Source organism: Bacillus sp. N447-1 (assembly GCF_022701035.1).
Classification (GTDB): Bacteria; Bacillota; Bacilli; order Bacillales; family Bacillaceae_G; genus Bacillus_A; species Bacillus_A cereus.
Genome location: NZ_CP065509.1, coordinates 1837439 through 1859126 on the forward strand (window position 1 = coordinate 1837439; position 21688 = coordinate 1859126).

Below are 21688 nucleotides of genomic sequence, written 5' to 3' on the forward strand. Positions count from 1 at the left end.
GTTTTGAATATAAAAATTCTTACAGGTGAGATCATGTGAATTTTGTTAAAGTAACGAAACAGGCACTTTAAACCAGCGATTATACAGTGAATATTTGGAACATTTTATGTTATAGTGTGTTACTATTTAATTTTTTCGTAATTGTAGTACTCTGCCCACTAAAATGCCAGAAGCTAGCGTTATTGTAGTTGCTAAAGCAATGTTCATATATAAATTACTACTATTAACAAGAACAATTAAACCAAATACTATTAAAGCTGGAATTATAATAAAAAGTAGATTTTTATTCATATCCATCACGTTAAAATCAGTACGCTAGCCACGCCTGCTCCAGCTGCAACTACGCCTGCTCCAATACCTGCTCCAACCCAAAAATCTGTACCATGTGAATTTAATTCCTCTAGCGAAATTTCTTTAAAGAATAATGTTTTCACTTTTTCCGCCTCCTGTTTTAAGCTTCCCAAAAATCTATTTGGATATATAATCAGGTTAGTATGTGCCTATCTCTTCAGCATTGATCGTTCACTACCCTATTAAGTTAAAATAAAACCAATTCCAACTGCTGCGCCTCCACCTACAACCGCGCCACCTGCCATACACCAGCCACAGTTTAATTCTTCACTTTCAATTTCTAAGAATTTTAAATTTAGCATTGTGTTTTCATCTCCTCCCATAAAGTCTTCAGAGGTATCAACTAGAAAATCATCATTATATATAGATATAAAAATACTAAATGAATGAAATTATAGATGGTTTTAATAACTTTTATATCATAGAAATACGGGGTACCATTAAATACCATATATAACTATTTGAGAATAACATGAAATAAAGAAAAACGAATATGCAATGTTGCATATTCGTTTAATAACTTAATATACAAAAAATAGCATGTAATCGTAGGTTACAATATCAAAAGTGATATTAAACACTCAACATTAATCATGTTACAATTAGTACACCAGCTACGGCAGCTCCAGCAGCAACAACACCTGCTCCAATACCTGCTCCAGTCCAGAAATCTGTACCATGTGAATTTAATTCTTCTAATTCAACTTCTTTAAAGAATAATGTTTTCATCTTTTTCGCCTCCTTCCTTAAATTTTTTAGTTTATTACCATCATTATTTTAGATCAAGTTAGTACAAGACCTACTCCAATACCAAATCCAATCGCAAATCCAGCAGCATCTGTATAAGAGTTTACTTCTTCTAACTCAACTTCTTTGAAGTATAATGTATTCATTTGTTTACCTCCTTTTTAAATTATTTACGTTAATATTATTTAAGATCAAGTTAATACTAGACCTACTCCAATACCAAATCCAATCGCAAATCCAGCAGCATCTGTATAAGAGTTTACTTCTTCTAATTCAACTTCTTTGAAGTATAATGTATTCACTTTTTTCACCTCTTTATTACATTTTCAAAATACAATTCTCCACAGCTAAAATCATGTAAGTACAAGGATTGCCCCGCCTGCTAATGCACCTGCGCCAAGACCGTAACCAATCATGTCCCATACGTTTAAATCTTCTAATTCAACCTCTTTAAAAGATAATGTTTTCATGTTTTTCACCTCCTTATTACATTTTCAAAAAACTAATTTTATTAGCTAAAATCATGTAAGTACAAGGATTGCTCCACCTGCTAGTGCACCTGCGCCAAGACCGTAACCAATCATGTCCCATACGTTTAAATCTTCTAATTCAACCTCTTTAAAAGATAATGTTTTCATGTTGTCACCTCCTTTTTTCATACAAATAGCTTATTTGTACAAAAATCAAGTAATAATAAGTACTGCTGCAACACCTGATGCTACACCGACGCCACCCGCTACCGCAATTTTCACATTCCACGGTACTGAGTTTAGTTCTTCTAACTGTACTTCTTTAAAAGTTAGTGTTTTCATGCTTTTCACCTTCTAAAACAATGATATTTTTTATATTATCAAGTTAAAATGACGTAAATTCCAACGCCGCCCATAGCTACCGATTGAGCCCAACTAGTTGCTGAGTTCAATTCTTCTAATTCAACTTCTGTATAGAATAACTGTTTCATATGACGAAACCCCTTTTATTAAGTTAAAAGAATACCAATTCCAACTGCTGCGCCGCCACCTACAACCGCGCCACCTGCCATACACCAACCACAGTTTAATTCTTCATTTTCGATTTCCATGAATTTTAAATTTAACATTATGTTTTCATCTCCTTTCATTATGTCTACTCAATTATTTTTAAAATCACTTATACATACTATATAAATAAACAGAATAAGTGATGTTAGATATGACTATTATTTACTACGTTTCAACTGGCATTGAGGAAAATAAAATATATACCATATCTAACAATTTCAGGATACCATAAGATTACGAAGTATAAATATGCAATACTGCATATTTCAAAAAATCAATTTTTCATAAATTGATTACACATATTGTACACTTCTATTCTACTTTCTCCCTATATATATGTAAGTCCATTTCCTTGGTTGCATTTATTGAAAAAACGGCTTAAGATATCGATATACGATATATCGGAGGTGGTAATAATGAAGACCGCAGTAGAACAATACATCCCATTAACAGAACCACAATACTATATTTTACTGTCATTACTAAAACCTATACATGGTTATGGAATTATGCAAGAGGTTGAAAACCTTACCCATGGAGAAGTCAAACTTGGACCAGGCACATTGTATGGGATTATTAAAAAGCTATTAACCGAAGAACTAATTGATGAGGTAGCATCGATAGATAGAAAGAAGTGTTACGTGCTTACCCCTTTAGGCAAAGAGGTATTAGAACTTGAACTTAAACGATTACAACGCTCTGTTCAAAATGGTTTGAGTTTATTTTATGGAGAGTAACAAAGGAGCTTTACAAAAAAATTAAAATTAATAATGATACGAGATACTCCGTATATACCCATGTAATTTAATATATGTGTCAAAATGAAGAACATCGTAAGTTCGAGCCTCTCCGGGTTCATAAATAGAGAAACCATATCAACCTTCTACGTGATATGGTTTCTCTTCTTTATACAAGTCAATCACTTCCAACCAAACAGCTTCTCCAAAGATGTCACAGTCGCACTCCTTGTCTTTATTTAAATTCAATTTCACAAGTTGCTATCTTATAGTTGCTTGATGACAACTGATATCATTGTTTGTCCATCCCCCCATCAATCCGTAACACAAATAAACCACACTTTACGCTCCCTACTATCTAACACCATCCAAGTAACATCCCACGCAACATCGTAAAACCAATCTGTCCAAGGGCGATAGCTTTCGAACACTTTAATATCTTCGTATCGATCTTGGAACATATATTGACATACATTGACTGCTAATTGTTTTGCGATAACTGGTCGTTCCTTAAACCCTTCATATGCTCCGCCCCACAAAATTTGCGCAGCAATGCTACCATCAAGCATAACTGCCAGCTGCTCTTTAAAACGAAACTTATATTTGTCTGATGTATGTATTTTTAACTCTTCTAAGTTATTGATTATATCTAAAGAGTTGAAGATTCTTCTAAAGAAGTGCTCATGTCCATCTTTCGAATGTGGTATTTCTTTAAAAAAATTTTCGTTATGCACTTTAAAACAGCTTATTATTGCTCCACCAATTAAGTTTTGTTCCTTAAACGTGTTTATAAGTTGCTCAACAGATGAGTTATTCGTGTCTATTTTTTCAAACGTTCCTTCTTTCCATCTCATAACGCCCACTACTCTCTATTAAAAATTTGTTTCTTCATTATAAATAGCAAAATAAAAACCAGCAACTTTAAGGTTGCTGGCTTAGCTCTTATTCATATTCGAAAAAACAATAACAACTGCTCCAAACAAATAATGCCCTACTACCATCCACATACTCCAATCAAAAATCATAAGCAATAACCAAAGTGATATATTCATAGCAGCAAATAATAAATATAAAATCTCTCTTTTGTAGCACTCCTCTATTCATCAAAATGTAAACAGCACCGATAGGAGGAAAAAGACAAATATTTTTCTTAACACCCACGGATACGAAATTACTGTCTGCATATGAATCTCCTTTTCATCATAATACTTGCTTCAAAATCGGCCTCACTACCCTATATTCATCACTATAAGCTTCCTTTATGATTAAAGGCGGATATTCACTTTTTTCTTCCTCAATCATTGTGAATACTTCTGTTTTCTCTTGTAATGTATTAGATTCTTTATTTTTAGTAGGTTTTTTACTTATTTTAATTTTCTTTGTTACTTCGCCAAGTTTTTGCCCAACTTCTTCTACTTTGGCAGGTTCATTCGTAACATAGTATTCTTGTTCGTCCCATACTAACATAGGTGGCACTTGTTCTCGTTTGTTACATATTATATAAGTAGTACTAGCTACAAGTAGTAGACAAGTTAATAAATAGAAGATAGTTTTTTTATTCATATACTACACTCCTTATCTATCATTTCATTGGATTATATAATACAAGTCATTTATAGTAAATGGATTTAGTGGTAATTTTTAGGTTGAATAATAAAGAAAAAACCTTACCGAAGTAAGGTTCCGTTTTTACATTCTATAGTGACCGACTTATTAAAACAATCATTACAATAATCGCTATAAACATAACAACTAAACAGCCGATCATTTTATAAAATCCTCGTTTCGTTAACGTCCCACCTTGAACGTCTTTACGAATAAATAAGAATACTGCTAAAAATAATACAAGCCCAATGCCAAAAGCATACATCATTTGCATATGTTAATCTTCCTTTCTCTCTTCCATCTTAATATCTTTTTGATAAAACAACAAATGAGATAAAAACTGTACTCATTGTAAGTGCCATAAGTATATTTAATAATTCAGTAGCAGATAGTGTAAGTATTTTTAAGTTTAAGCCGATAGAGAAAAGAAGATAATATGCCGTTAACGCAAAAAAGGTTACAAACATTCCTTTATAACGAATAAGTTTCATTCGCTCATCTTTTTCTTTAAATTGCGGGTGCAAGTAGCTTAGACAGAAACTCATAATCATCATCCCAAGCAATGGATACGTTATGGCTGGCGGTGCAGAATGCGTCATTATACCTGTTAATATCATAAATCCACTCATAAATAGAAAAATAATCCCCATAATTACAAAGTACTTTTGTGAATAATTCATCCCTATTCCCCCTCTTCTTTTCCTTTATAAATAAATACATGTTCTATTGTTGTCTGAAATGTTTTCGCTATTTCAAATGCTAGCGGAAGTGATGGATCGTATTTCCCTTTTTCAATTGAGATAATGGTTTGTCTGGAAACTCCAAGTTTCTCAGCCAACTTTTCTTGAGATAGTCCAAATTTTTTTCGGTATTCGACCATTTTATTTTCCAAGGAAATTTCTCCCTCCTTCCATATACCGAGTATATATGTAAAGGAAATTTTACGCCAAGTTCCCTTTACATATATTTTGATTATTATTCACGCTATTTATATAGAAGAAACTTTTTTTCAATTTCAGCACGTCTATTTTGAAGCGAAACACGGAACACTGTAAATAACTGTTACTATATCTCCTCACTTCTTTTTTTAAAATTTAATATCTCCATATTTGTTTTATCCTTTTAAAACATTTCATTTATTTCTTTATTTCACGAAATACGTTATTTGTTTTACGGTGTTTTTCGTCATATTTATAGAAACTAACTGTTTATGGAGCATTTTTATGTTTAGCAACTTTTTTGTAGAAATCCTTCACTTTCCTTTCAATATTTAACACTATCTAAATAAAGTTTACGATAAATTCATAATTTTTATTTTTATACTATATTCCGTTATATTGTTGTATAATATCTATGAAAGCGCTTATTATTTCAATATACATAATTCAAACTAATTTTATCGAAACATTCTAACTATTATACCTATATTTAAATGCAACAATTATAGCTATTAGTATAGGCATACCAAATATATCCACCCCATTTTTCTGTAAAATTACTTTATAACATGAAAGATTAACTTGGGTGATAAGTTATTGTGAATGTTTTTTTACAAAACAGATAAGTAATAGTGTTTGGTATTATGTAAATTATTGTAATAACATAAGAGTAAAGAAAACATTTACATTGATTATTGATTCATTACTTATTGAAAAAGAGCAAAATGCACCTTTGTATGGAAAAGGATTATATGCATTGGGAGGTTTAAACAAATGACGAGGAAGAATACAACGACAAACCCTTGGGCCAAGTTCCACGGTCCGAACCTTGGTTATGTTATTGAACAGTATGATCTTTACGTAACTGGAGCAGGTTCTGTTGATCCGGAATTACAAGAGCTTTTTGAAATTTTTGGAGCTCCTTCGTTCCAAGATGATGTCGTAACAGGGGACAACACAGCAACACATTTTTCTCCTCAAAACACAGGTAACATTGAAAAAATTCTTAAAGTCGTTCAACTTGTTGAGCAGATTCGTTCTTTCGGGCACACGTTGGCTCACATCAACCCGATGGAAGATGCTGCAAATGGACAATCTCTTCTTGAGAAAGCATTGAACGAACTGAGCGATGCTGACTTGAAAGCGATTCCAGCGAAAACAGTATGGCCAGATGCACCAGAAGGTATTCACACTGCACTTGATGTAATTCATAGATTAAAAGACGTTTATACAAAATCTTTAGCTTATGAATTTTCTCATATACAAGATAGTGAAGAACGCGCGTGGTTGCATCAAATGGTGGAATCAAATTCATTGCGTCAACCACTATCAAATAAAAAACGAACTGCTCTTTTAAAACGTTTAACAGCTGTTGAAGGTTTCGAGCAATTCTTGCATAAAACATTCGTTGGGCAAAAACGTTTCTCTATCGAGGGCGTTGATATGCTTGTACCTGTTTTAGATGAAATTGTTCTAGAAGGTGCTAAGAACGGCGTAGAGGATGTCATGATTGGTATGGCTCACCGCGGTCGCCTAAGCGTACTTGCTCACGTATTAGAAAAACCATATAGCCACATGTTTGCTGAGTTCAAACATGCAAAAATAGAAGGCGCAGTGGCTAATTCTGGCTGGACTGGCGATGTGAAATACCACCTAGGTAGAGAACAAGTCGTTAGTAACGAAGAAGTTAGCACTCGCGTGACATTAGCAAATAACCCGAGTCATCTTGAGTTCGTGAATCCTGTAGTAGAAGGTTTCGCACGTGCTGCTCAAGAGAATCGTAAAAAATCTGGTCTTCCAGATCAAGATACTTCAAAATCATTCGTAATTTTAGTTCATGGTGATGCTGCATTCCCTGGTCAAGGTATTGTATCTGAGACACTCAACTTAAGCAGATTGAACGCGTATCAAACAGGCGGAACGATTCATGTTATAGCAAACAATGCAGTTGGTTTTACAACTGATAGCTATGATTCTCGTTCTACGAAATATTCTAGTGACCTTGCAAAAGGTTTCGATATTCCGATTGTTCACGTGAACGCTGATGATCCGGAAGCTTGTCTTGCAGCTGCTAACCTTGCGATTCAATATCGCATGTTGTTCAAAAAAGATTTCTTAATCGATTTAATTGGTTACCGCCGCTACGGTCATAACGAAATGGATGATCCAGCAGTTACGCAACCACAAGTGTACAAAAAAATTAAAAACCATCCAACTGTAAGGGCAATTTATGCAGATCAATTACAAGCTGCTGGTGTTCTAAATGCAGATGAGGTTGAAACAATTACACAGTTTACACAAGAGCAATTAAAATCCGACTATGCACAAGTACCACCAGCTGATACGAGCGACGCAACAATTCACGTTAAAGTACCAGATGTTGTTGCAAAAGGTATTCAACCAATTGATACTGGTGTTGAGATTGACTCACTTCGTGCAATTAATGAAGGTCTACTATCTTGGCCAGAAGGATTTAACGTATATCCGAAAGTGAAGAAAATTCTTGAGCGCCGTAAAGATGCTCTTGAAGAGAACGGTAAAATTGAATGGGCACTTGCTGAATCGTTAGCATTCGCTTCTATTTTACAAGAAGGTACGCCAATTCGTTTAACTGGTCAAGATTCACAGCGTGGTACATTCGCACACCGTCATATCGTATTACACGATACTGATACAAATGAAACATATTCACCGTTACATCGCTTACCAAACATTAATGCATCGTTCTCTGTTCATAACAGTCCGTTATCAGAGGCTGCTGTTGTTGGTTACGAATATGGTTATAACGTATTCGCTCCAGAAACTCTTGTTATGTGGGAAGCGCAATATGGTGACTTCTCAAATACTGCGCAAGCATTATTTGATCAATATGTTTCAGCTGGAAGAGCAAAATGGGGTCAAAAATCTGGCTTAGTTCTTCTATTACCACACGGTTATGAAGGTCAAGGACCAGAGCACTCTAGTGCACGTCCAGAGCGTTTCTTACAGTTAGCTGCTGAGAATAACTGGACAGTTGCAAACTTAACGAGCGCGGCTCAATACTTCCATATCCTGCGTCGTCAAGCATCTATCTTAGGAACAGAAGCTGTTCGACCATTAGTATTGATGACGCCGAAGAGTTTATTACGTCACCCACTTACGCTTTCAACTGCTAGTCAGTTAAGCGAAGGACGTTTCCAACCTGCTTTAGAACAAGAAAACCTTGGCATGAAACCAAATAAAGTAAAGCGTCTTGTTTTAAGCACAGGTAAAATGGCGATTGACTTAGCAGCAGAAATCGAGTCGGGTAAACATGAGTACAACTTAGACGAAGTTCATGTCGTTCGTATTGAGCAATTGTACCCATTCCCTGCTGAGAAAGTTCAATCTATTATTAAACGCTTTAAAAACTTAGAAGAAATCATTTGGGTTCAAGAAGAACCTCGTAATATGGGCGCATGGCATTACATGGCTCCAATTCTGTTCGAACTTGCTGGAGATAAAGTGAAAACAGGCTACATTGGACGTCCTGATCGCTCTAGTCCATCTGGCGGCGATCCATTCGCTCACAAAGCTGAGCAAGAGCTAATTGTTGCACATGCTTTAGATGTGAAGTATAACTTCCGTCAAGATAAACAAGAAATTGAAGTTTACAGCAACTAAAAAGTAACAATGAAGGTTTCTAGCTTGTTCCTTGGGCAGAATATCTGCCCAAGGCCAGGCTAACAAATGGAGATTACCGAAGACAAAAGAAGAAAAAACACACCGTTAGGCAAATAAGGGGAGGACATTTAAAATGATCGAAATTAAAGTACCTGAGCTTGCAGAATCTATTACTGAAGGAACTATTTCACAATGGCTTATCAACGTAGGCGACAAAGTTGAGAAAGGTGGCAGCGTTGTTGAGCTTGAAACTGATAAAGTCAATGTAGAAATCATTGCAGAAGATTCAGGTATTGTATCGAAGTTACTAGGCGAACCTGGGGATACAGTTGAAGTTGGCGCAACTATCGCAATTTTAGATGCTAATGGAGCACCAGTTGCAGTAAGTACACCTGCACCGGCTGCTGAGCAACCAAAACAAGAAACAGCTGCTGAAGCACCGAAAGCTGCGGCACCAAGTGCTGAGCAAACTGCAACACTACAAGGGTTACCAAATACAAACCGTCCTATCGCATCACCAGCTGCTAGAAAGATGGCTCGTGAATTAGGAATCGACTTAAACGACGTACGTAGTACAGATCCACTTGGACGCGTGAGACCACATGATGTACAAGCTCATGCTGCAGCACCAAAAGAAGCACCAGCTGCTCCAAAGAGTCCAGCTCCTGCTCCAGTTGCAAAAACGGAATTTGAAAAACCAGTTGAGCGCGTGAAAATGTCCCGCCGCCGTCAAACAATTGCAAAACGTCTTGTAGAAGTTCAACAAACATCTGCAATGTTAACAACATTTAACGAAGTTGATATGAGTGCGATCATGGAATTACGTAAAGAACGCAAAGATGCTTTCGAGAAAAAACATGATGTACGTCTTGGCTTCATGTCATTCTTCACAAAAGCAGTTGTTGCAGCATTAAAACAATTCCCATTATTAAATGCTGAAATTCAAGGTGACGAGCTTATCATTAAAAAATTCTATGATATCGGTATTGCAGTAGCAGCTCCAGATGGATTAGTTGTTCCAGTTGTACGCGATGCTAACCAATTAAACTTCGCTGAAATCGAAAGCGAAATTCGTGAATTAGGTAAAAAAGCACGCGATAACAAACTTTCATTAAAAGAACTACAAGGTGGTACATTTACAATTACAAACGGTGGTGTATTCGGTTCTCTAATGTCAACACCGATCCTAAATAGCCCTCAAGTTGGTATTTTAGGAATGCATAAAATCCAAGTACGCCCAGTTGCAATTGATAACGAGCGTATGGAAAACCGCCCAATGATGTACATTGCTTTATCTTACGATCACCGTATTGTTGATGGTAAAGAAGCAGTTAGCTTCCTTGTTGCTGTTAAAGATATGCTTGAAGATCCAAAGTCATTATTATTAGAAGGTTGATAGATTAAAAATCTATTAAAGGCTGTAGAATGATTCATTCTACAGCCTTTTTTTATTGTGTTCATACGGGACAAATTTCATGACATAAGGTAATAATGTATGCCTAAACGTAAGGAGGATTAAAATGAATAACCTTCCAATTCATGCAAAACTTAAAGTAAATAAGGATACTTTCTTCCTCCCCGATTCAAACGGGGGTGTCTATTTTCGAAATAACGCCAGTTCATTTCGCATGGACGGTGATGGAATTTATGACTGGATTGAAAAATTAATGCCAATGTTTAACGGGAATTATTCTTTAGCAGAAATAACCGATGGCCTCCCTCTCCCCTATCAAAATCGTGTATTTGAAATTGGAGAGATTTTATATGAAAATGGTTTCGTTCGCGATGCAAATCAAGATGCACCTCATGAATTAAACAGTACATTACTCGACAGATATGCTTCACAAATTGAATTTTTAGAAGCTGATTCTCATTCAGGTGCTTTAAAATTTGAAACGTACCGCGGGGCAAATGTCCTTGTACTTGGTTCTGGGGATATGCTTACTTCCTTAGTTTCTTCTTTATTAGAATCTGGTTTACCTACATTTCATTACCTCGTTACAGATCGAGATGAAACAAACTATGACAGAATACATGAGCTAATAGAACGTGCATATGAAGTTGATAACAGTGTACTCCTTCAAGAAATCGATACTACAATTGACCGTCCCTTGCATGAAGTATTCGAACCTTTTGATTGGATTTTATATATTTCTCAAAACGGAGACATTGACGGTTTAAAAACAGTTCACACTATTTGTAGAGAAACGAAAAAGAATTTTATACCAGCTATTTGTTTATCTACACTCGGTATAGCTGGGCCTGTCGTAACGGAAAATCGTGATGAATGCTGGGAATCCGCATGGCATCGACTACATGAAACGACTTTACAAAATGAAAATTCATCTAATTCCTTCTCACCAATTACATCTGCCATGTTAGCAAATGTAATCGTTTTTGAATTATTTAAGCATGTCGCAGATGATTCTTATCGGGAAAAAGAAGCACAATTCTTTTTATTAAACTATGAAACACTTGAAGGAACGTGGCATTCTTTTATAAAACATCCTCTTGCAACTGATGAAAGTTTTACAATTGATACGATAGAAAATCTTTCTGAAAAACTTGAGCATCGGTATGGCCAACATACTTCAACTGATATATTCCGCTTTTTCGACTCATTAACTTCTAAAGAAGCCGGTATATTCCATGTATGGGATGAACAAGATTCATATCAATTACCGTTATCACAGTGCTATATTCAAGTAGCCACTCCACTATCAGATGGCCCAGCTCCCCTTCTGCCTCTTATGACTTGCAGTGGATTGACTCATAATGAAGCACGCCGAGAAGCCGGTTTAACAGGAATTGAAACATATGTAGCAGAAATCATTCACCGCCTTATTCCTGAACATAACGATATCGGTATCGGTGCTGGAGAAACGATGACAGAAGGATTTTACCGGGCACTACAACAACATTTAAACAATAAACTGTATGAGCGGCAGTCACATATGCTAGAAGAACTTACAACGATTGATTTAACTGATATTCACGATAAACATTGTAGATTTTATTACGATGCTCTTGCTACAATTCATGAAACACCTAAAATTGCAATGAGTGAAGAGATTCTCAGTTTTCCAGTCATTTGGGTTGGTATAAATGATAGATGGTACGGTGCATCTAATATTAATATGACGTTAGCCTTACGGAACGCACTACAACTATCACTGCTCCACATTCAAAGTGCAGAGACTCCTTACAGAGCTAATATCTTGCCTGAATCATCTATTATTTTATATGACACGGATTCTTTTAGAGTGGAAATACAAGCGGAAGAAGAAATTCCAAGTGTGCAATCTTTACAGCTTGCCTTACAGCATTTAGAAGAACATAATTTTTATCCCTTCGTGTTTGATTTAGCAATCGAACCATTTTTGAAAGAAAACTTAGACGGTGTGTATGGGGTATTAATTGCAAAGGAGGACGGTCTATGACTCAAAATATATTGCTTATAGGAGATGGCCTTCTTGCAGACTATGTACATGATCAATTATGCAAACAATATTCCATCATTCGTCAGCATACCCTTCCAGAAGTACTTCCTGAAAATATTCATCTCGCTCTCGTATTACATGACGGATCTCCTTCTACTATTCATCATGACGCTGAGCTAATTTTTCGGTCAAATCATATTCCATGGCTACGTGGTTTTACTTCATTTGGCGAAGGTATTATCGGTCCTTACATTCATCCTCTTACGCCCGGATGTTCCCATTGTTCTGATGGACGCCGTTTTATCGCTGGCTTTGACCAAAAAGAAATGTGGGAACTACAGCGGAAATATGCCTTTAAAGCAGATGATGTAACGAGGCGTGATGTACGTGCCACCCAAAATGGAATGTTACAAATGTGCCATCTTATTTGCGCAGAAACAGAAAAAATATTAACTCATAACCATTCTTCTTTAGAAAATGAACTTATTTTACTAAACTTACAAACATTACAATGTACGCGGCATTCTTTTCTTCCAGATCCTCTCTGTCCTGTATGTAGTAATTTACCTAATGATACTGCGGATGCGGCGGAAATTTCTTTACAACCGAGTTTAAAAGTAAGCACCGAAACGTATCGCTGCCGTTCCATTCATGAATTAAACACATTTTTAACGAGAGACTATTTAGATTATCGGGTCGGTATGTTGAACGGCAAAATGCAGCATTCATTATTACCATTCGCTGACGTCATTATAAACATGCCATTAATGTTCGGAAATGAAGGTGTTGCAGGCCGAACTCATTCATTTGCAGTGAGTGAAGCAACTGCTATTTTAGAAGGTTTAGAACGATATTGCGGGATGTCGCCTCGCGGGAAAAAGACAAATGTGCATGGTAGTTTTCATGATTTAGAAGAACACGCACTAAATCCCCTCTCGCTCGGTGTACATACAAATGAACATTACAATCGTGATAATTTTCCATTTAAACCGTTTGATCCTGATTATGAGCAAAACTGGGTATGGGGATATTCTTTATCACAAAACAGACCGCTTTTAGTTCCTGAATCAATTGCTTATTATAGCCTCGGTCATCGAGACGCTTTCGTATATGAAACATCAAATGGATGTGCAATTGGCGGTAGTTTAGAAGAAGCGATTTTTCACGGCATTTTAGAAATTGTAGAGCGTGATGCCTTCTTACTCACTTGGTATGCAGAATTACCTCTTCCCCGCCTTGATCTGAGTTCAGCAAATGATACAGAATTACAATTAATGATTCAGCGGTTACGTACGATTACCGGATATGAATTACACGCTTTTAACGCGACGATGGAACACGGCATCCCTAGCTTATGGGTAATTGCAAAAAATACGCGTGAAAATGGAATGAACGTTGTTTGTGCAGGAGGCGCTCATTTAGATCCTATTCGAGCTTTAAAAAGTGCCATTCAAGAAATAGCAGGCATGTTACTTATAACAGACGATGAGCTCGAGCACAAAAGAGAATACTACGAAAAATGCTTACAAGATCCTTATTTCGTTAATAAAATGGAAGACCATAGTATGCTGTACGGATTGAAAGAAACGGAAGAACGTCTTCACTTCCTTTTACGAGAAGATGCACCGGTGCAAACGTTCCAAGAAATGAATGTATCACAATCATTTGATATGGATTTAACATCCGATCTCCACCAACTTTTAAATCGTTTGCATCAATCTGACCTTGAAGTAATCGTTGTAGATCAAACCGTTCCCCTTATAGAGAAGAACGGACTACACTGTGTAAAAGTTATTATTCCAGGTATGTTACCGATGACGTTCGGACACCATCTTACTCGGGTTACAGGACTGGACCGGGTATATACCATACCGATGACACTTGGATATACAGACGAACCTTTAACAAATGAAAAATTAAATCCACATCCACATCCGTTTCCATAGTAAAGGAGGGATTTCATGCAGCTAAATACTTTTTTACATCATCTCCATTTCTCTATCGATGAAATTATGCCGAATCATGAGGTGGACTGGAAAGACGCACCGCTTCCTTATAAATTATATCGAAATGTACCTAACATCCCGCTCTCCTTAGAAATCCCGTTATCTTTATCGAACTCTTCTACTACACCTACTCTAAATGAGATTGGTCACTACCTTTGGTATTCATTTGGTGTAACACAATTATGTCAGCTAAATAGCGAGAGAAATGTATTACGTAGATCCATTCCTTCAGGCGGTGCTTTATATCCGAATGAATTGTATATCTATTTAAAGATTGACGATTATCCAGACGGCATTTACCATTATGACGCCGCGCATCACCGGCTTATTTTACTTCGCGAAGGAAATTTCGATTCTTATTTAGCAGACGCACTCGGTAATCGCTGTAATATACATGATTGTTTCGGTGCCGCATTCGTATCCACTATGTTTTGGAAAAACTTCTTTAAATACAATAACTTTTCATATCGCCTTCAAGGATTAGATAGCGGGGTTCTCATTGGACAATTACTTGAATGTGCAAAACAGTTCGGTTATACGAACGGCGTATACTTTCAATTTCTAGACCGTGCACTGAACCATTTACTCGGATTGTCAGAAGGTGAAGAAAGTGTGTATGCCGTTATTCCTTTAAGTACAGAGCCAGAAACTAATTGGTTTCACAATGATTACCATGAAAATAAAACAGTTACTTCTCATGAGTTGTTGCAACAAATTCCGCCGCTCGCACATGAACATTTCGTTCGCTCAAAACATGTAGATGAATATCCGATGATAACAAAAATAAATGAAGCTTCTATGATCGAATCGACAGCACACTTCCAAACACTAGCTCATGAAGAGCACTATCAATATCATGAGCATGCTGTACAACTGCCGAAAGTAGAGCGTTTATCTTATGATTTCTTGCAACTTTGCAGAAAACGGTATTCCCCTGATGCTGACTTTACTTTAACGAAATGGGATGCAGCCGAGCTCGCTACTTTACTACAAGAAGCGAGTCTCTCCTTCCCCTATTACAACGATCTTGACGGTAAGTATACAAATGAAAATACAAGCGTCTCCTTATATGGATGTTTTTATAACGTGAAAAATATTAAAAACGGGGCTTACGCTTATAACAGTAAAACACATTCCATACAACCAATTCGATATGGAGACCTTCGCTACTCACTTCAGTCTAGTATGACGATGGATAACGTGAACCTTTTTCAAGTACCACTTTGCTTACATGTAGTCGGAAAGAAAGATTACTATACAAATGCATTAGGCTATAGAGGGTACCGTATTCATCAAATGGAAGCAGGTATACTCGTTCATAAACTCGTTTTTGCAGCGACCGCGATGGGGATGGGCGGGCATCCTTTACTTAGTTTTGATACAAATTCATGTGATCAATTGTACGGAATAGATGCTGGGAATGAAACATCTCTTATTCAAGTTCCAGTTGGGGCATATCGGGCGCGGAATTGGTTAAAAGGGGATTTGCATTGTTAGAAGCACGCCGGTAGACGGCGTGCTTTTTTACTAGATTAACTTAAAAATACTCTTAATTTGTCTAGCAAATAACCAATTTTTCGTACCGTAGTTATCATTTAAACTATCTAAATTGATAGATTGTCCGTTAGCAAACTTTAATTCTAACGTAGTATTTTTGTCATTTGTTTTTAAGTTACTATTTGTAATGGCATCATACTTTAATTTTTCAATCTCAACATATTCGTCTTTTTCTTGTCCAATCACGACATGGTCTTGGAAGAAGAAAAATACTTCTACTTTTTTACCGAAACAAAATACATTTTTCGTATAAATTAATGTCGCGTTATCAAGTCCGACACATACTTCTTTCATTTCTTCCACAACGTGTCCAAAGTCTTCTTCATGTCTTGCATTTGATTCAGCAATCCATTCTTCGATTGTTTTCATGTTAATTGCCATACTGCGCCCCCTGGTTCGTTCATTGCTTCGTTTAAAAAATAAATACTATATGAAAATATAAGCGATACGTAATATGTTTTCAAGGGGAAACGGTATATTCAAAATAAAGTGAAACTTCATTTACTCCCTCATTGTAAAAAAAATAGCACTTTAAAAAGTGCTATTCCGCTCTCCTTGCCGCTTGCTGAATTGGATCCCAAACGCTGTTATATGGTGGGGCATAACTTAAGTCGACATCTTCTAAATCGTGAATGCTCATTTTATTGAAGAGTGCCATTGCGATTACATCAATCCGTTTATCTACACCTTCTTCTCCAATTACTTGTCCGCCTAATAATTGTTTCGTGTCGGAACGGTATAGTAATTTCAAGTAAAGTGGTTTCGCATTTGGATAATAGCCCGCCATATTAGTCGAATCTACTTTGACTGTTTTATACGGGATGTGTAGCCCTTTCGCTTCTTTTTCATTTAATCCTGTTCTTGCAAGCGTCAAATCCATAAATTTAATAATGCCTGTACCTAACGTACCTTTAAATGCTCTTCGTTTATCAAGCATATTCAGTCCAGCAAGTCGGCCTTGTTTATTGGCAGTCGTTCCGAGCGGGATATGATCATGAATTTCCTTTATAACGTGGTAATGTGTTGCGCAATCACCAGCTGCATATACGTCTTGCACATTCGTTTGCATATATGCATTTACTTCAATTGCCCCTTTATGATTCTTACGTATATTTGTCCCTTCAAGAAAATCAGTATTTGGCTTCACTCCTACCGACACTAAAACAAGATCTGCTTTATACGTACCTTTATCCGTTTCAATTGCTTCTACTCGTTCATTCCCTTTAAACGCTTTTACATTTTCATTCGTTAAAATTTCAATATGATGCTTATCTGCTTCTTTATGTATGTACTCTGCCATATCTGCATCATAAATCGTACCGATATGATCATTTCGCTCAATCATTCTTACTTTCTTACCAAGTTCAACGAATGTTTCTGCCATCTCCAGTCCGATTGCGCCACCGCCAATAATCGTTACATCTTCAACTTTATTCGTTTCTAGCGTTTTTAATATGCGCTCAGCATCAGGAATTGTTTTTAAAAGATGAACGCCTTGTAATTCCCGTCCTTCCCATTCTGGCATAACAGGACGCACTCCAGTCGCAATTAATAATCGATCATATGGAAATTCAAAGACATCCTTCGTCTTCGTATGCTCTGCGTATACCATTTTCTTTTCCGTATCTACTTTCGTTACTTCATGTCGTACTTTCGCATCAATTCCGTATTTATCACGAAACGTCTTTACATTACGCGCGATTAACTTTTCCGTTGAAGCGATAGCACCACTAATGACATACGGTAACCCACACTGTGCGTACGAATAAATTTCACCTTTTTCTAGCGTCACAACATTTGCATTTTCATCGTTTCTAACAATTTGCATAGCTGCACTCATACCAGCTGCATCTCCGCCAATAATGACATAGTTCACTTTACCACTCCTTCTTTTTTACATACTCTTTACGTTTTCCATATTTTATAAAAATAACACCTACCTCCATTGTAAAGAAAGAGAATTTTATCTTCAAATTTGGTGCACAAACTTATGTATGAATAGGTAACTGTCGTGTCTTATAAACAACATGTTTAATATGCTATAACAGTTACTATTGAAAGTAGGTGAAATATATGTGCGCCAGCCTTCTCGCCCAGCTTCCAGATGAACCGCAAGAACCAAAAGAACCGAAACCCGCCGTCTCACTTGACCAAGAATTTTCCATTAATGCAACAATATATAGCGCTCGTGCTTGGTTATCTAACGATGATACGTTTGCGCAAGATATTTGGAAAGCTACCCAATTCGCTTCAGCATCACATGCTGGCAAGTCCATCTTTCCAGTCGGTTCTGTTAAAATTATAAACTTCTCTGATGATACAATTACTGTTACTGCTTCACCAGAATCAGATCATGCGCTCAAAATAGTCGTACCACCCCATTCCGAGGCTGCTCTAACGTCTGGTCCTTTATCACATATACAAGCTAGTACATCAGGAGGATCAAGTAAAGTCACATTTCTCTTTCATATCTTTTTCTCAAGGGATCCTGGTCCAGCTAAATAACGATAGAAAAGGTACAGCAATATACACTGTACCTTTTTCAAGTGCCTATTCTCTTGATTTGATTAGTTCAATATTATAAGTTTCAATATCTGTTAACGTTCCTTTAAAATAAGGATTTTCTCTATACCAAGACTGTTTTGCAAAATACGCTTGCATATCTTTCGTTTGAAAAATATGTCCATGCCTTGCATATATTTCATTTCTAGCAATTTTCAACTGCTCTTTCGATAAATATGTTAAATCTGCACTCGTTAATTTTCGAATATCACTATCAGGAAAGATGAAACCATTATATACATGCCCAATCGCGGGCGTTGGAGTAACATTATAAACAACTGTTTTTTCTGTACTTTTCTTTTGGAATGGAAGATTATAAGACGAAAGTGTCGTTATCGTCTCTACTTGTGTCGTTTCTCGTCCGCTTTCTCCATTTCGTTCTAAATAAATCGTCGCACTTCCATCAGTCGCTACAGGCCCCCATGTAATTTCTTCTCCTGCCAGCGCTGTAACCGGTTTTTGATTTACGTACAATGTTGCACCAGACGCGTTCGTTTGAACTGTAATATATTGACCTTGCAACGTTAAATCTATCGTTACGTTATATTGGCTTTGTTTCATAAGTACAACCTTTTCCTCACGAGATAATTTTACATAGTCATTTTTATAATCTGATTGAAACACTTGATTTCCCGGAAGAAATGGCCCATATTGCTTCTCAAACTTTTTGTCATCTGTCTTATCAATTTCTTTTCCATTCATTTTTAACGATACGCCTTTTTCATTTGTAAGCAAAGTTGTATAGTACGTCTTCGCTTTCAATTTATATCGATCAAATATAAAGAAATACTTTCCGTCTTTCGTTAATGAAAAATCAACTCTTTCTATTCCGTCCCGTTGTTTTTCACCTTGTCTCAAATATCCTTTTAATTCATTTACGTAAGATGGATTTTCTTTTATATATGAAAATAGAGGCGTTAAACTCTCTCTCGTTATCATAACCGATGGATCATCTGCCGTAACGATCTCAGCTAATTTCTCTCCATCCCTCTCTTGTAAAATCGTAATCATCCGGTCTACTTGTGCCACCTGCGTATAATACGATGCTCCGTACAAATACAAGCCAATAATCACTATAACAAATAGTACTAACAGTGTAATGCCAACTTTTGTACCGCCGCTCATGTTCTTCTTTACTACAGGACGTCCCCTCTTCGACCCGCAGTTTTGACAAAATTGCACACCATCTTCAAACTGAGCTCCGCACTTTGTACATACATTCATTCAGTCAACCACCTTTTTATTAGAAGCCAGTTATTCCCTTTGTTAAGGCTTGAATTATCGTACTAATGTAAGACCAAAGTACAATGAACGTTGCAATTCCAATTAAAACATTTGCAATAATAAGTGTGTAAACGAGATCTAATCCGCCATTGTCTAGCTTTAATACGGCTACAGTTATACTAATCCCTATATAAGTTGCAGCTACGGATAATAATATAGGTAAGAAAAAGATTAATAAGAAACTAAAAAGAAAAGAAAGGACTAATATGACAATAGTCGGCGTCGCTATCGTTCCCCATATACCAAATACTTCAAGAAACGAAAAAGACGATTTCATCATCTTACCACTTACAAAAATAATAAATCCGACAAATAAAGTTAAAATTAATAAAAAGAAAAAGACCGTTATAGATTCTCCAAAAAACGTGGGAGTAGATATATCTGGTGCAAATGTTCTCGTAACTGCTGATGCTGCACTCATCATTCTATAAAAAATACATGCTCCTAAAAAACAAATAAGAACAAGACTTACAATTCCATTTCGCACTTCAATAGCGCCGCTTTTCATAATCGCTGTGGGTGCTTGTAATGCATGTTTAAAAAATTGAAAATAGCCGCTCGCGAACCGCTTCGCTTGCTCTACCGTTTCATTTGGCCGAGCTTCCTTTGCTTGTGCCGCACGTACTTGTTCCGGCCCTTCTTCTTGGCCACTACTTGCCACTACTTCTTCCGTTAACGAATGTCCACAATTCCCGCAAAATTTTGCCTCCGCTGCATTTTCTGTATGACATGACGGACATTTCATTCTCTTATCCCTCCTTAAGGATATACCGTATAGGGTGTTACAAATTCAATATATGAATTTGTACATAAAACATGACTACAAGAAAAAGATTCTGAAATCCTTCTTCCGAAAGAAAATATATGTGCTAGTAATCTTGAAAAAAATGCTATTATGAAACAGAATAAATAATATTTTTAACAGATTGGATGACTGGCAATGGAATTGGTAACCTCAATTTTTCAAATACTCCTTACAAGCGTAATCCAATTATTATCTTTAATTGGCGTTATCATTGTAATTGGATTTTTATTAGGATATTTAGAATCTCTCACACGCATGTATTGGTCGAGAGCTTTCGGAAGAAAAGGATTCCTTTTAACGGCTTGGATTGGTGTTCCGATTCACGAACTTGGACATGCCATTATGTGTGTGCTATTTCGTCATAAAATTGTAGGAACGCAGTTTTTCCCAACAGATACAAGTCAAGGTGCTTTAGGATACGTACAACATCAATACAATCAAAAAAGTGTATATCAACGAATTGGGAACTTCTTCATTGGAATTGGTCCTATTATTTCTGGTATTACTGCGTTAATCCTTTTAATGCGCTATTTCGTACCGAATTCATATTTCTTATTTAATACAACTCTCGAAAAAACAATCGCTTCTACTTCTATTAATATAGAAATGGTTCAAAACATGCTCTTGTCGACGTTTGTATTATTGAAAAGCTTATTTACAATAAGTAATTTATTGAATCCTTCCTTTTGGCTATTTTTATTTATCGCCATTTGTATTTCTGCACATATCGCTTTAAGTAAACCAGATATTAAAGGATCAATAGACGGTGTGATCGTCATGTTTATCGTATTATTTTTATTCAACATAATCGCAGGACTATTTCAATACGACAGTAACCAGCTAATTGGACAGGTTATGAAATATAATATGTATCTCATTGCGTTTTCTAGTGTAGCACTGCTGTTCTCTTGTCTTTCTACACTCGTTAGTTTTTCGTTTTATAAAATAAGAAGAGGGCGTTCTTTTTGAACGCC

General features: G+C 36.3%; 20 protein-coding genes and 1 pseudogene. 8 read left to right on the forward strand and 13 right to left on the reverse strand.

Features of this window, described 5'->3' with window-relative positions; all coding sequences use genetic code 11:
- Nucleotides 1-296: 296 nt before the first annotated feature.
- From IQ781_RS09185 to IQ781_RS28160, 3 genes are all read right to left on the reverse strand, one after another.
- On the reverse strand, nt 297-434 hold the full coding sequence (locus IQ781_RS09185) for a hypothetical protein (RefSeq protein WP_162840212.1): 138 nt from the start codon (nt 432-434) through the stop codon (nt 297-299).
- A 508-nt stretch (nt 435-942) separates the two neighbouring features.
- Entirely contained in the window at nt 943-1080 is a 138-nt protein-coding gene (locus IQ781_RS09190) for a hypothetical protein (RefSeq protein ID WP_165775606.1), read from the reverse strand.
- A gap of 701 nt (nt 1081-1781) precedes the next feature.
- Complete coding sequence (locus IQ781_RS28160) at nt 1782-1910, reverse strand: hypothetical protein (protein ID WP_255309924.1); 129 nt, start codon at nt 1908-1910, stop codon at nt 1782-1784.
- Between the two features lie 644 nt (nt 1911-2554).
- Here IQ781_RS28160 and IQ781_RS09195 point away from each other — a divergent pair.
- Nucleotides 2555-2875, forward strand: coding sequence for a PadR family transcriptional regulator (locus IQ781_RS09195; protein ID WP_030024068.1), 321 nt, complete (start codon nt 2555-2557; stop codon nt 2873-2875).
- A 314-nt stretch (nt 2876-3189) separates the two neighbouring features.
- On the opposite strand, the gene IQ781_RS09200 is transcribed toward IQ781_RS09195, so the two are convergent.
- The 6 genes and pseudogenes from IQ781_RS09200 to IQ781_RS09225 all read right to left on the reverse strand — a co-directional run bounded on the left by IQ781_RS09200 (nt 3190) and on the right by IQ781_RS09225 (nt 5372).
- On the reverse strand, nt 3190-3729 hold the full coding sequence (locus tag IQ781_RS09200) for a hypothetical protein (protein ID WP_139256959.1): 540 nt from the start codon (nt 3727-3729) through the stop codon (nt 3190-3192).
- An 81-nt stretch (nt 3730-3810) separates the two neighbouring features.
- Nucleotides 3811-4059: pseudogene (locus IQ781_RS09205) on the reverse strand (hypothetical protein).
- A gap of 16 nt (nt 4060-4075) precedes the next feature.
- The gene (locus IQ781_RS09210) at nt 4076-4438 is read right to left on the reverse strand and encodes a hypothetical protein (protein ID WP_139847265.1); all 363 of its coding nucleotides are present in this window, start codon (nt 4436-4438) and stop codon (nt 4076-4078) included.
- A gap of 133 nt (nt 4439-4571) precedes the next feature.
- Nucleotides 4572-4754 (reverse strand): DUF3976 domain-containing protein, encoded by a 183-nt coding sequence (locus tag IQ781_RS09215; RefSeq protein WP_001178303.1) that lies wholly within the window; start codon nt 4752-4754, stop codon nt 4572-4574.
- A gap of 28 nt (nt 4755-4782) precedes the next feature.
- Nucleotides 4783-5160, reverse strand: a complete 378-nt coding sequence (locus IQ781_RS09220) for a hypothetical protein (RefSeq protein ID WP_001109902.1) — start codon at nt 5158-5160, stop codon at nt 4783-4785.
- Between the two features lie 2 nt (nt 5161-5162).
- Nucleotides 5163-5372: a helix-turn-helix transcriptional regulator gene (locus IQ781_RS09225; RefSeq protein ID WP_000428513.1), complete on the reverse strand. Its 210-nt coding sequence runs from the start codon at nt 5370-5372 to the stop codon at nt 5163-5165.
- Nucleotides 5373-6192: 820 nt separating this feature from the next.
- Between IQ781_RS09225 and odhA the strand changes: the two genes are divergently transcribed.
- The 5 genes from odhA (at nt 6193) to IQ781_RS09250 (ending at nt 16003) form a co-directional block, all read left to right on the forward strand.
- The gene (gene odhA / locus IQ781_RS09230; RefSeq protein ID WP_000197120.1) at nt 6193-9060 is read left to right on the forward strand and encodes a 2-oxoglutarate dehydrogenase E1 component; all 2868 of its coding nucleotides are present in this window, start codon (nt 6193-6195) and stop codon (nt 9058-9060) included.
- A 133-nt stretch (nt 9061-9193) separates the two neighbouring features.
- The gene (gene odhB / locus IQ781_RS09235) at nt 9194-10456 is read left to right on the forward strand and encodes a 2-oxoglutarate dehydrogenase complex dihydrolipoyllysine-residue succinyltransferase (RefSeq protein ID WP_000569891.1); all 1263 of its coding nucleotides are present in this window, start codon (nt 9194-9196) and stop codon (nt 10454-10456) included.
- Nucleotides 10457-10580: 124 nt separating this feature from the next.
- Nucleotides 10581-12500, forward strand: coding sequence for a putative thiazole-containing bacteriocin maturation protein (locus IQ781_RS09240; protein WP_139847266.1), 1920 nt, complete (start codon nt 10581-10583; stop codon nt 12498-12500).
- Complete coding sequence (locus IQ781_RS09245) at nt 12497-14446, forward strand: TOMM precursor leader peptide-binding protein (protein WP_139847267.1); 1950 nt, start codon at nt 12497-12499, stop codon at nt 14444-14446. The genes IQ781_RS09240 and IQ781_RS09245 overlap by 4 nt, the downstream gene beginning before the upstream one ends.
- Nucleotides 14447-14461: 15 nt before the next feature.
- Nucleotides 14462-16003, forward strand: coding sequence for a SagB family peptide dehydrogenase (locus tag IQ781_RS09250; protein ID WP_139847268.1), 1542 nt, complete (start codon nt 14462-14464; stop codon nt 16001-16003).
- A 30-nt stretch (nt 16004-16033) separates the two neighbouring features.
- Here IQ781_RS09250 and IQ781_RS09255 read toward each other — a convergent pair whose 3' ends face one another.
- Together IQ781_RS09255 and IQ781_RS09260 are read right to left on the reverse strand one after the other, a co-directional pair.
- Entirely contained in the window at nt 16034-16444 is a 411-nt protein-coding gene (locus tag IQ781_RS09255) for a DUF3908 family protein (protein ID WP_000996782.1), read from the reverse strand.
- 160 nt (nt 16445-16604) lie between these two features.
- Entirely contained in the window at nt 16605-17939 is a 1335-nt protein-coding gene (locus tag IQ781_RS09260; protein WP_001110222.1) for a CoA-disulfide reductase, read from the reverse strand.
- A gap of 197 nt (nt 17940-18136) precedes the next feature.
- Here IQ781_RS09260 and IQ781_RS09265 point away from each other — a divergent pair, with 197 nt between their 5' ends.
- On the forward strand, nt 18137-18568 hold the full coding sequence (locus IQ781_RS09265; RefSeq protein WP_050293060.1) for a hypothetical protein: 432 nt from the start codon (nt 18137-18139) through the stop codon (nt 18566-18568).
- A gap of 45 nt (nt 18569-18613) precedes the next feature.
- Here the strand turns inward: IQ781_RS09265 and IQ781_RS09270 are convergent, their stop codons facing one another.
- Together IQ781_RS09270 and IQ781_RS09275 are read right to left on the reverse strand one after the other, a co-directional pair.
- A complete protein-coding gene (locus IQ781_RS09270) occupies nt 18614-19849 on the reverse strand; it encodes a TcaA 3rd/4th domain-containing protein (RefSeq protein ID WP_139847269.1) in 1236 nt (411 codons plus the stop codon).
- Nucleotides 19850-19868: 19 nt separating this feature from the next.
- Nucleotides 19869-20654, reverse strand: coding sequence for a zinc ribbon domain-containing protein (locus IQ781_RS09275; RefSeq protein ID WP_000650098.1), 786 nt, complete (start codon nt 20652-20654; stop codon nt 19869-19871).
- A 195-nt stretch (nt 20655-20849) separates the two neighbouring features.
- On the opposite strand from IQ781_RS09275, the gene IQ781_RS09280 reads away from it, so the two are divergent.
- On the forward strand, nt 20850-21683 hold the full coding sequence (locus IQ781_RS09280; protein WP_050252143.1) for a hypothetical protein: 834 nt from the start codon (nt 20850-20852) through the stop codon (nt 21681-21683).
- Nucleotides 21684-21688 lie beyond the last annotated feature (5 nt).

Coding starts and splice junctions, on each gene's coding strand:
- IQ781_RS09190 (WP_165775606.1), bottom strand. CDS start 1,080: ATGAAAACATTATTCTTTAAAGAAGTTGAATTAGAAGAATTAAATTCA.
- IQ781_RS28160 (WP_255309924.1), bottom strand. CDS start 1,910: ATGAAAACACTAACTTTTAAAGAAGTACAGTTAGAAGAACTAAACTCA.
- IQ781_RS09195 (WP_030024068.1), top strand. CDS start 2,555: ATGAAGACCGCAGTAGAACAATACATCCCATTAACAGAACCACAATAC.
- IQ781_RS09200 (WP_139256959.1), bottom strand. CDS start 3,729: ATGAGATGGAAAGAAGGAACGTTTGAAAAAATAGACACGAATAACTCA.
- IQ781_RS09210 (WP_139847265.1), bottom strand. CDS start 4,438: ATGAATAAAAAAACTATCTTCTATTTATTAACTTGTCTACTACTTGTA.
- IQ781_RS09215 (WP_001178303.1), bottom strand. CDS start 4,754: ATGCAAATGATGTATGCTTTTGGCATTGGGCTTGTATTATTTTTAGCA.
- IQ781_RS09220 (WP_001109902.1), bottom strand. CDS start 5,160: ATGAATTATTCACAAAAGTACTTTGTAATTATGGGGATTATTTTTCTA.
- odhA (WP_000197120.1), top strand. CDS start 6,193: ATGACGAGGAAGAATACAACGACAAACCCTTGGGCCAAGTTCCACGGT.
- odhB (WP_000569891.1), top strand. CDS start 9,194: ATGATCGAAATTAAAGTACCTGAGCTTGCAGAATCTATTACTGAAGGA.
- IQ781_RS09240 (WP_139847266.1), top strand. CDS start 10,581: ATGAATAACCTTCCAATTCATGCAAAACTTAAAGTAAATAAGGATACT.
- IQ781_RS09245 (WP_139847267.1), top strand. CDS start 12,497: ATGACTCAAAATATATTGCTTATAGGAGATGGCCTTCTTGCAGACTAT.
- IQ781_RS09250 (WP_139847268.1), top strand. CDS start 14,462: ATGCAGCTAAATACTTTTTTACATCATCTCCATTTCTCTATCGATGAA.
- IQ781_RS09255 (WP_000996782.1), bottom strand. CDS start 16,444: ATGGCAATTAACATGAAAACAATCGAAGAATGGATTGCTGAATCAAAT.
- IQ781_RS09265 (WP_050293060.1), top strand. CDS start 18,137: ATGTGCGCCAGCCTTCTCGCCCAGCTTCCAGATGAACCGCAAGAACCA.
- IQ781_RS09270 (WP_139847269.1), bottom strand. CDS start 19,849: ATGAATGTATGTACAAAGTGCGGAGCTCAGTTTGAAGATGGTGTGCAA.
- IQ781_RS09275 (WP_000650098.1), bottom strand. CDS start 20,654: ATGAAATGTCCGTCATGTCATACAGAAAATGCAGCGGAGGCAAAATTT.
- IQ781_RS09280 (WP_050252143.1), top strand. CDS start 20,850: ATGGAATTGGTAACCTCAATTTTTCAAATACTCCTTACAAGCGTAATC.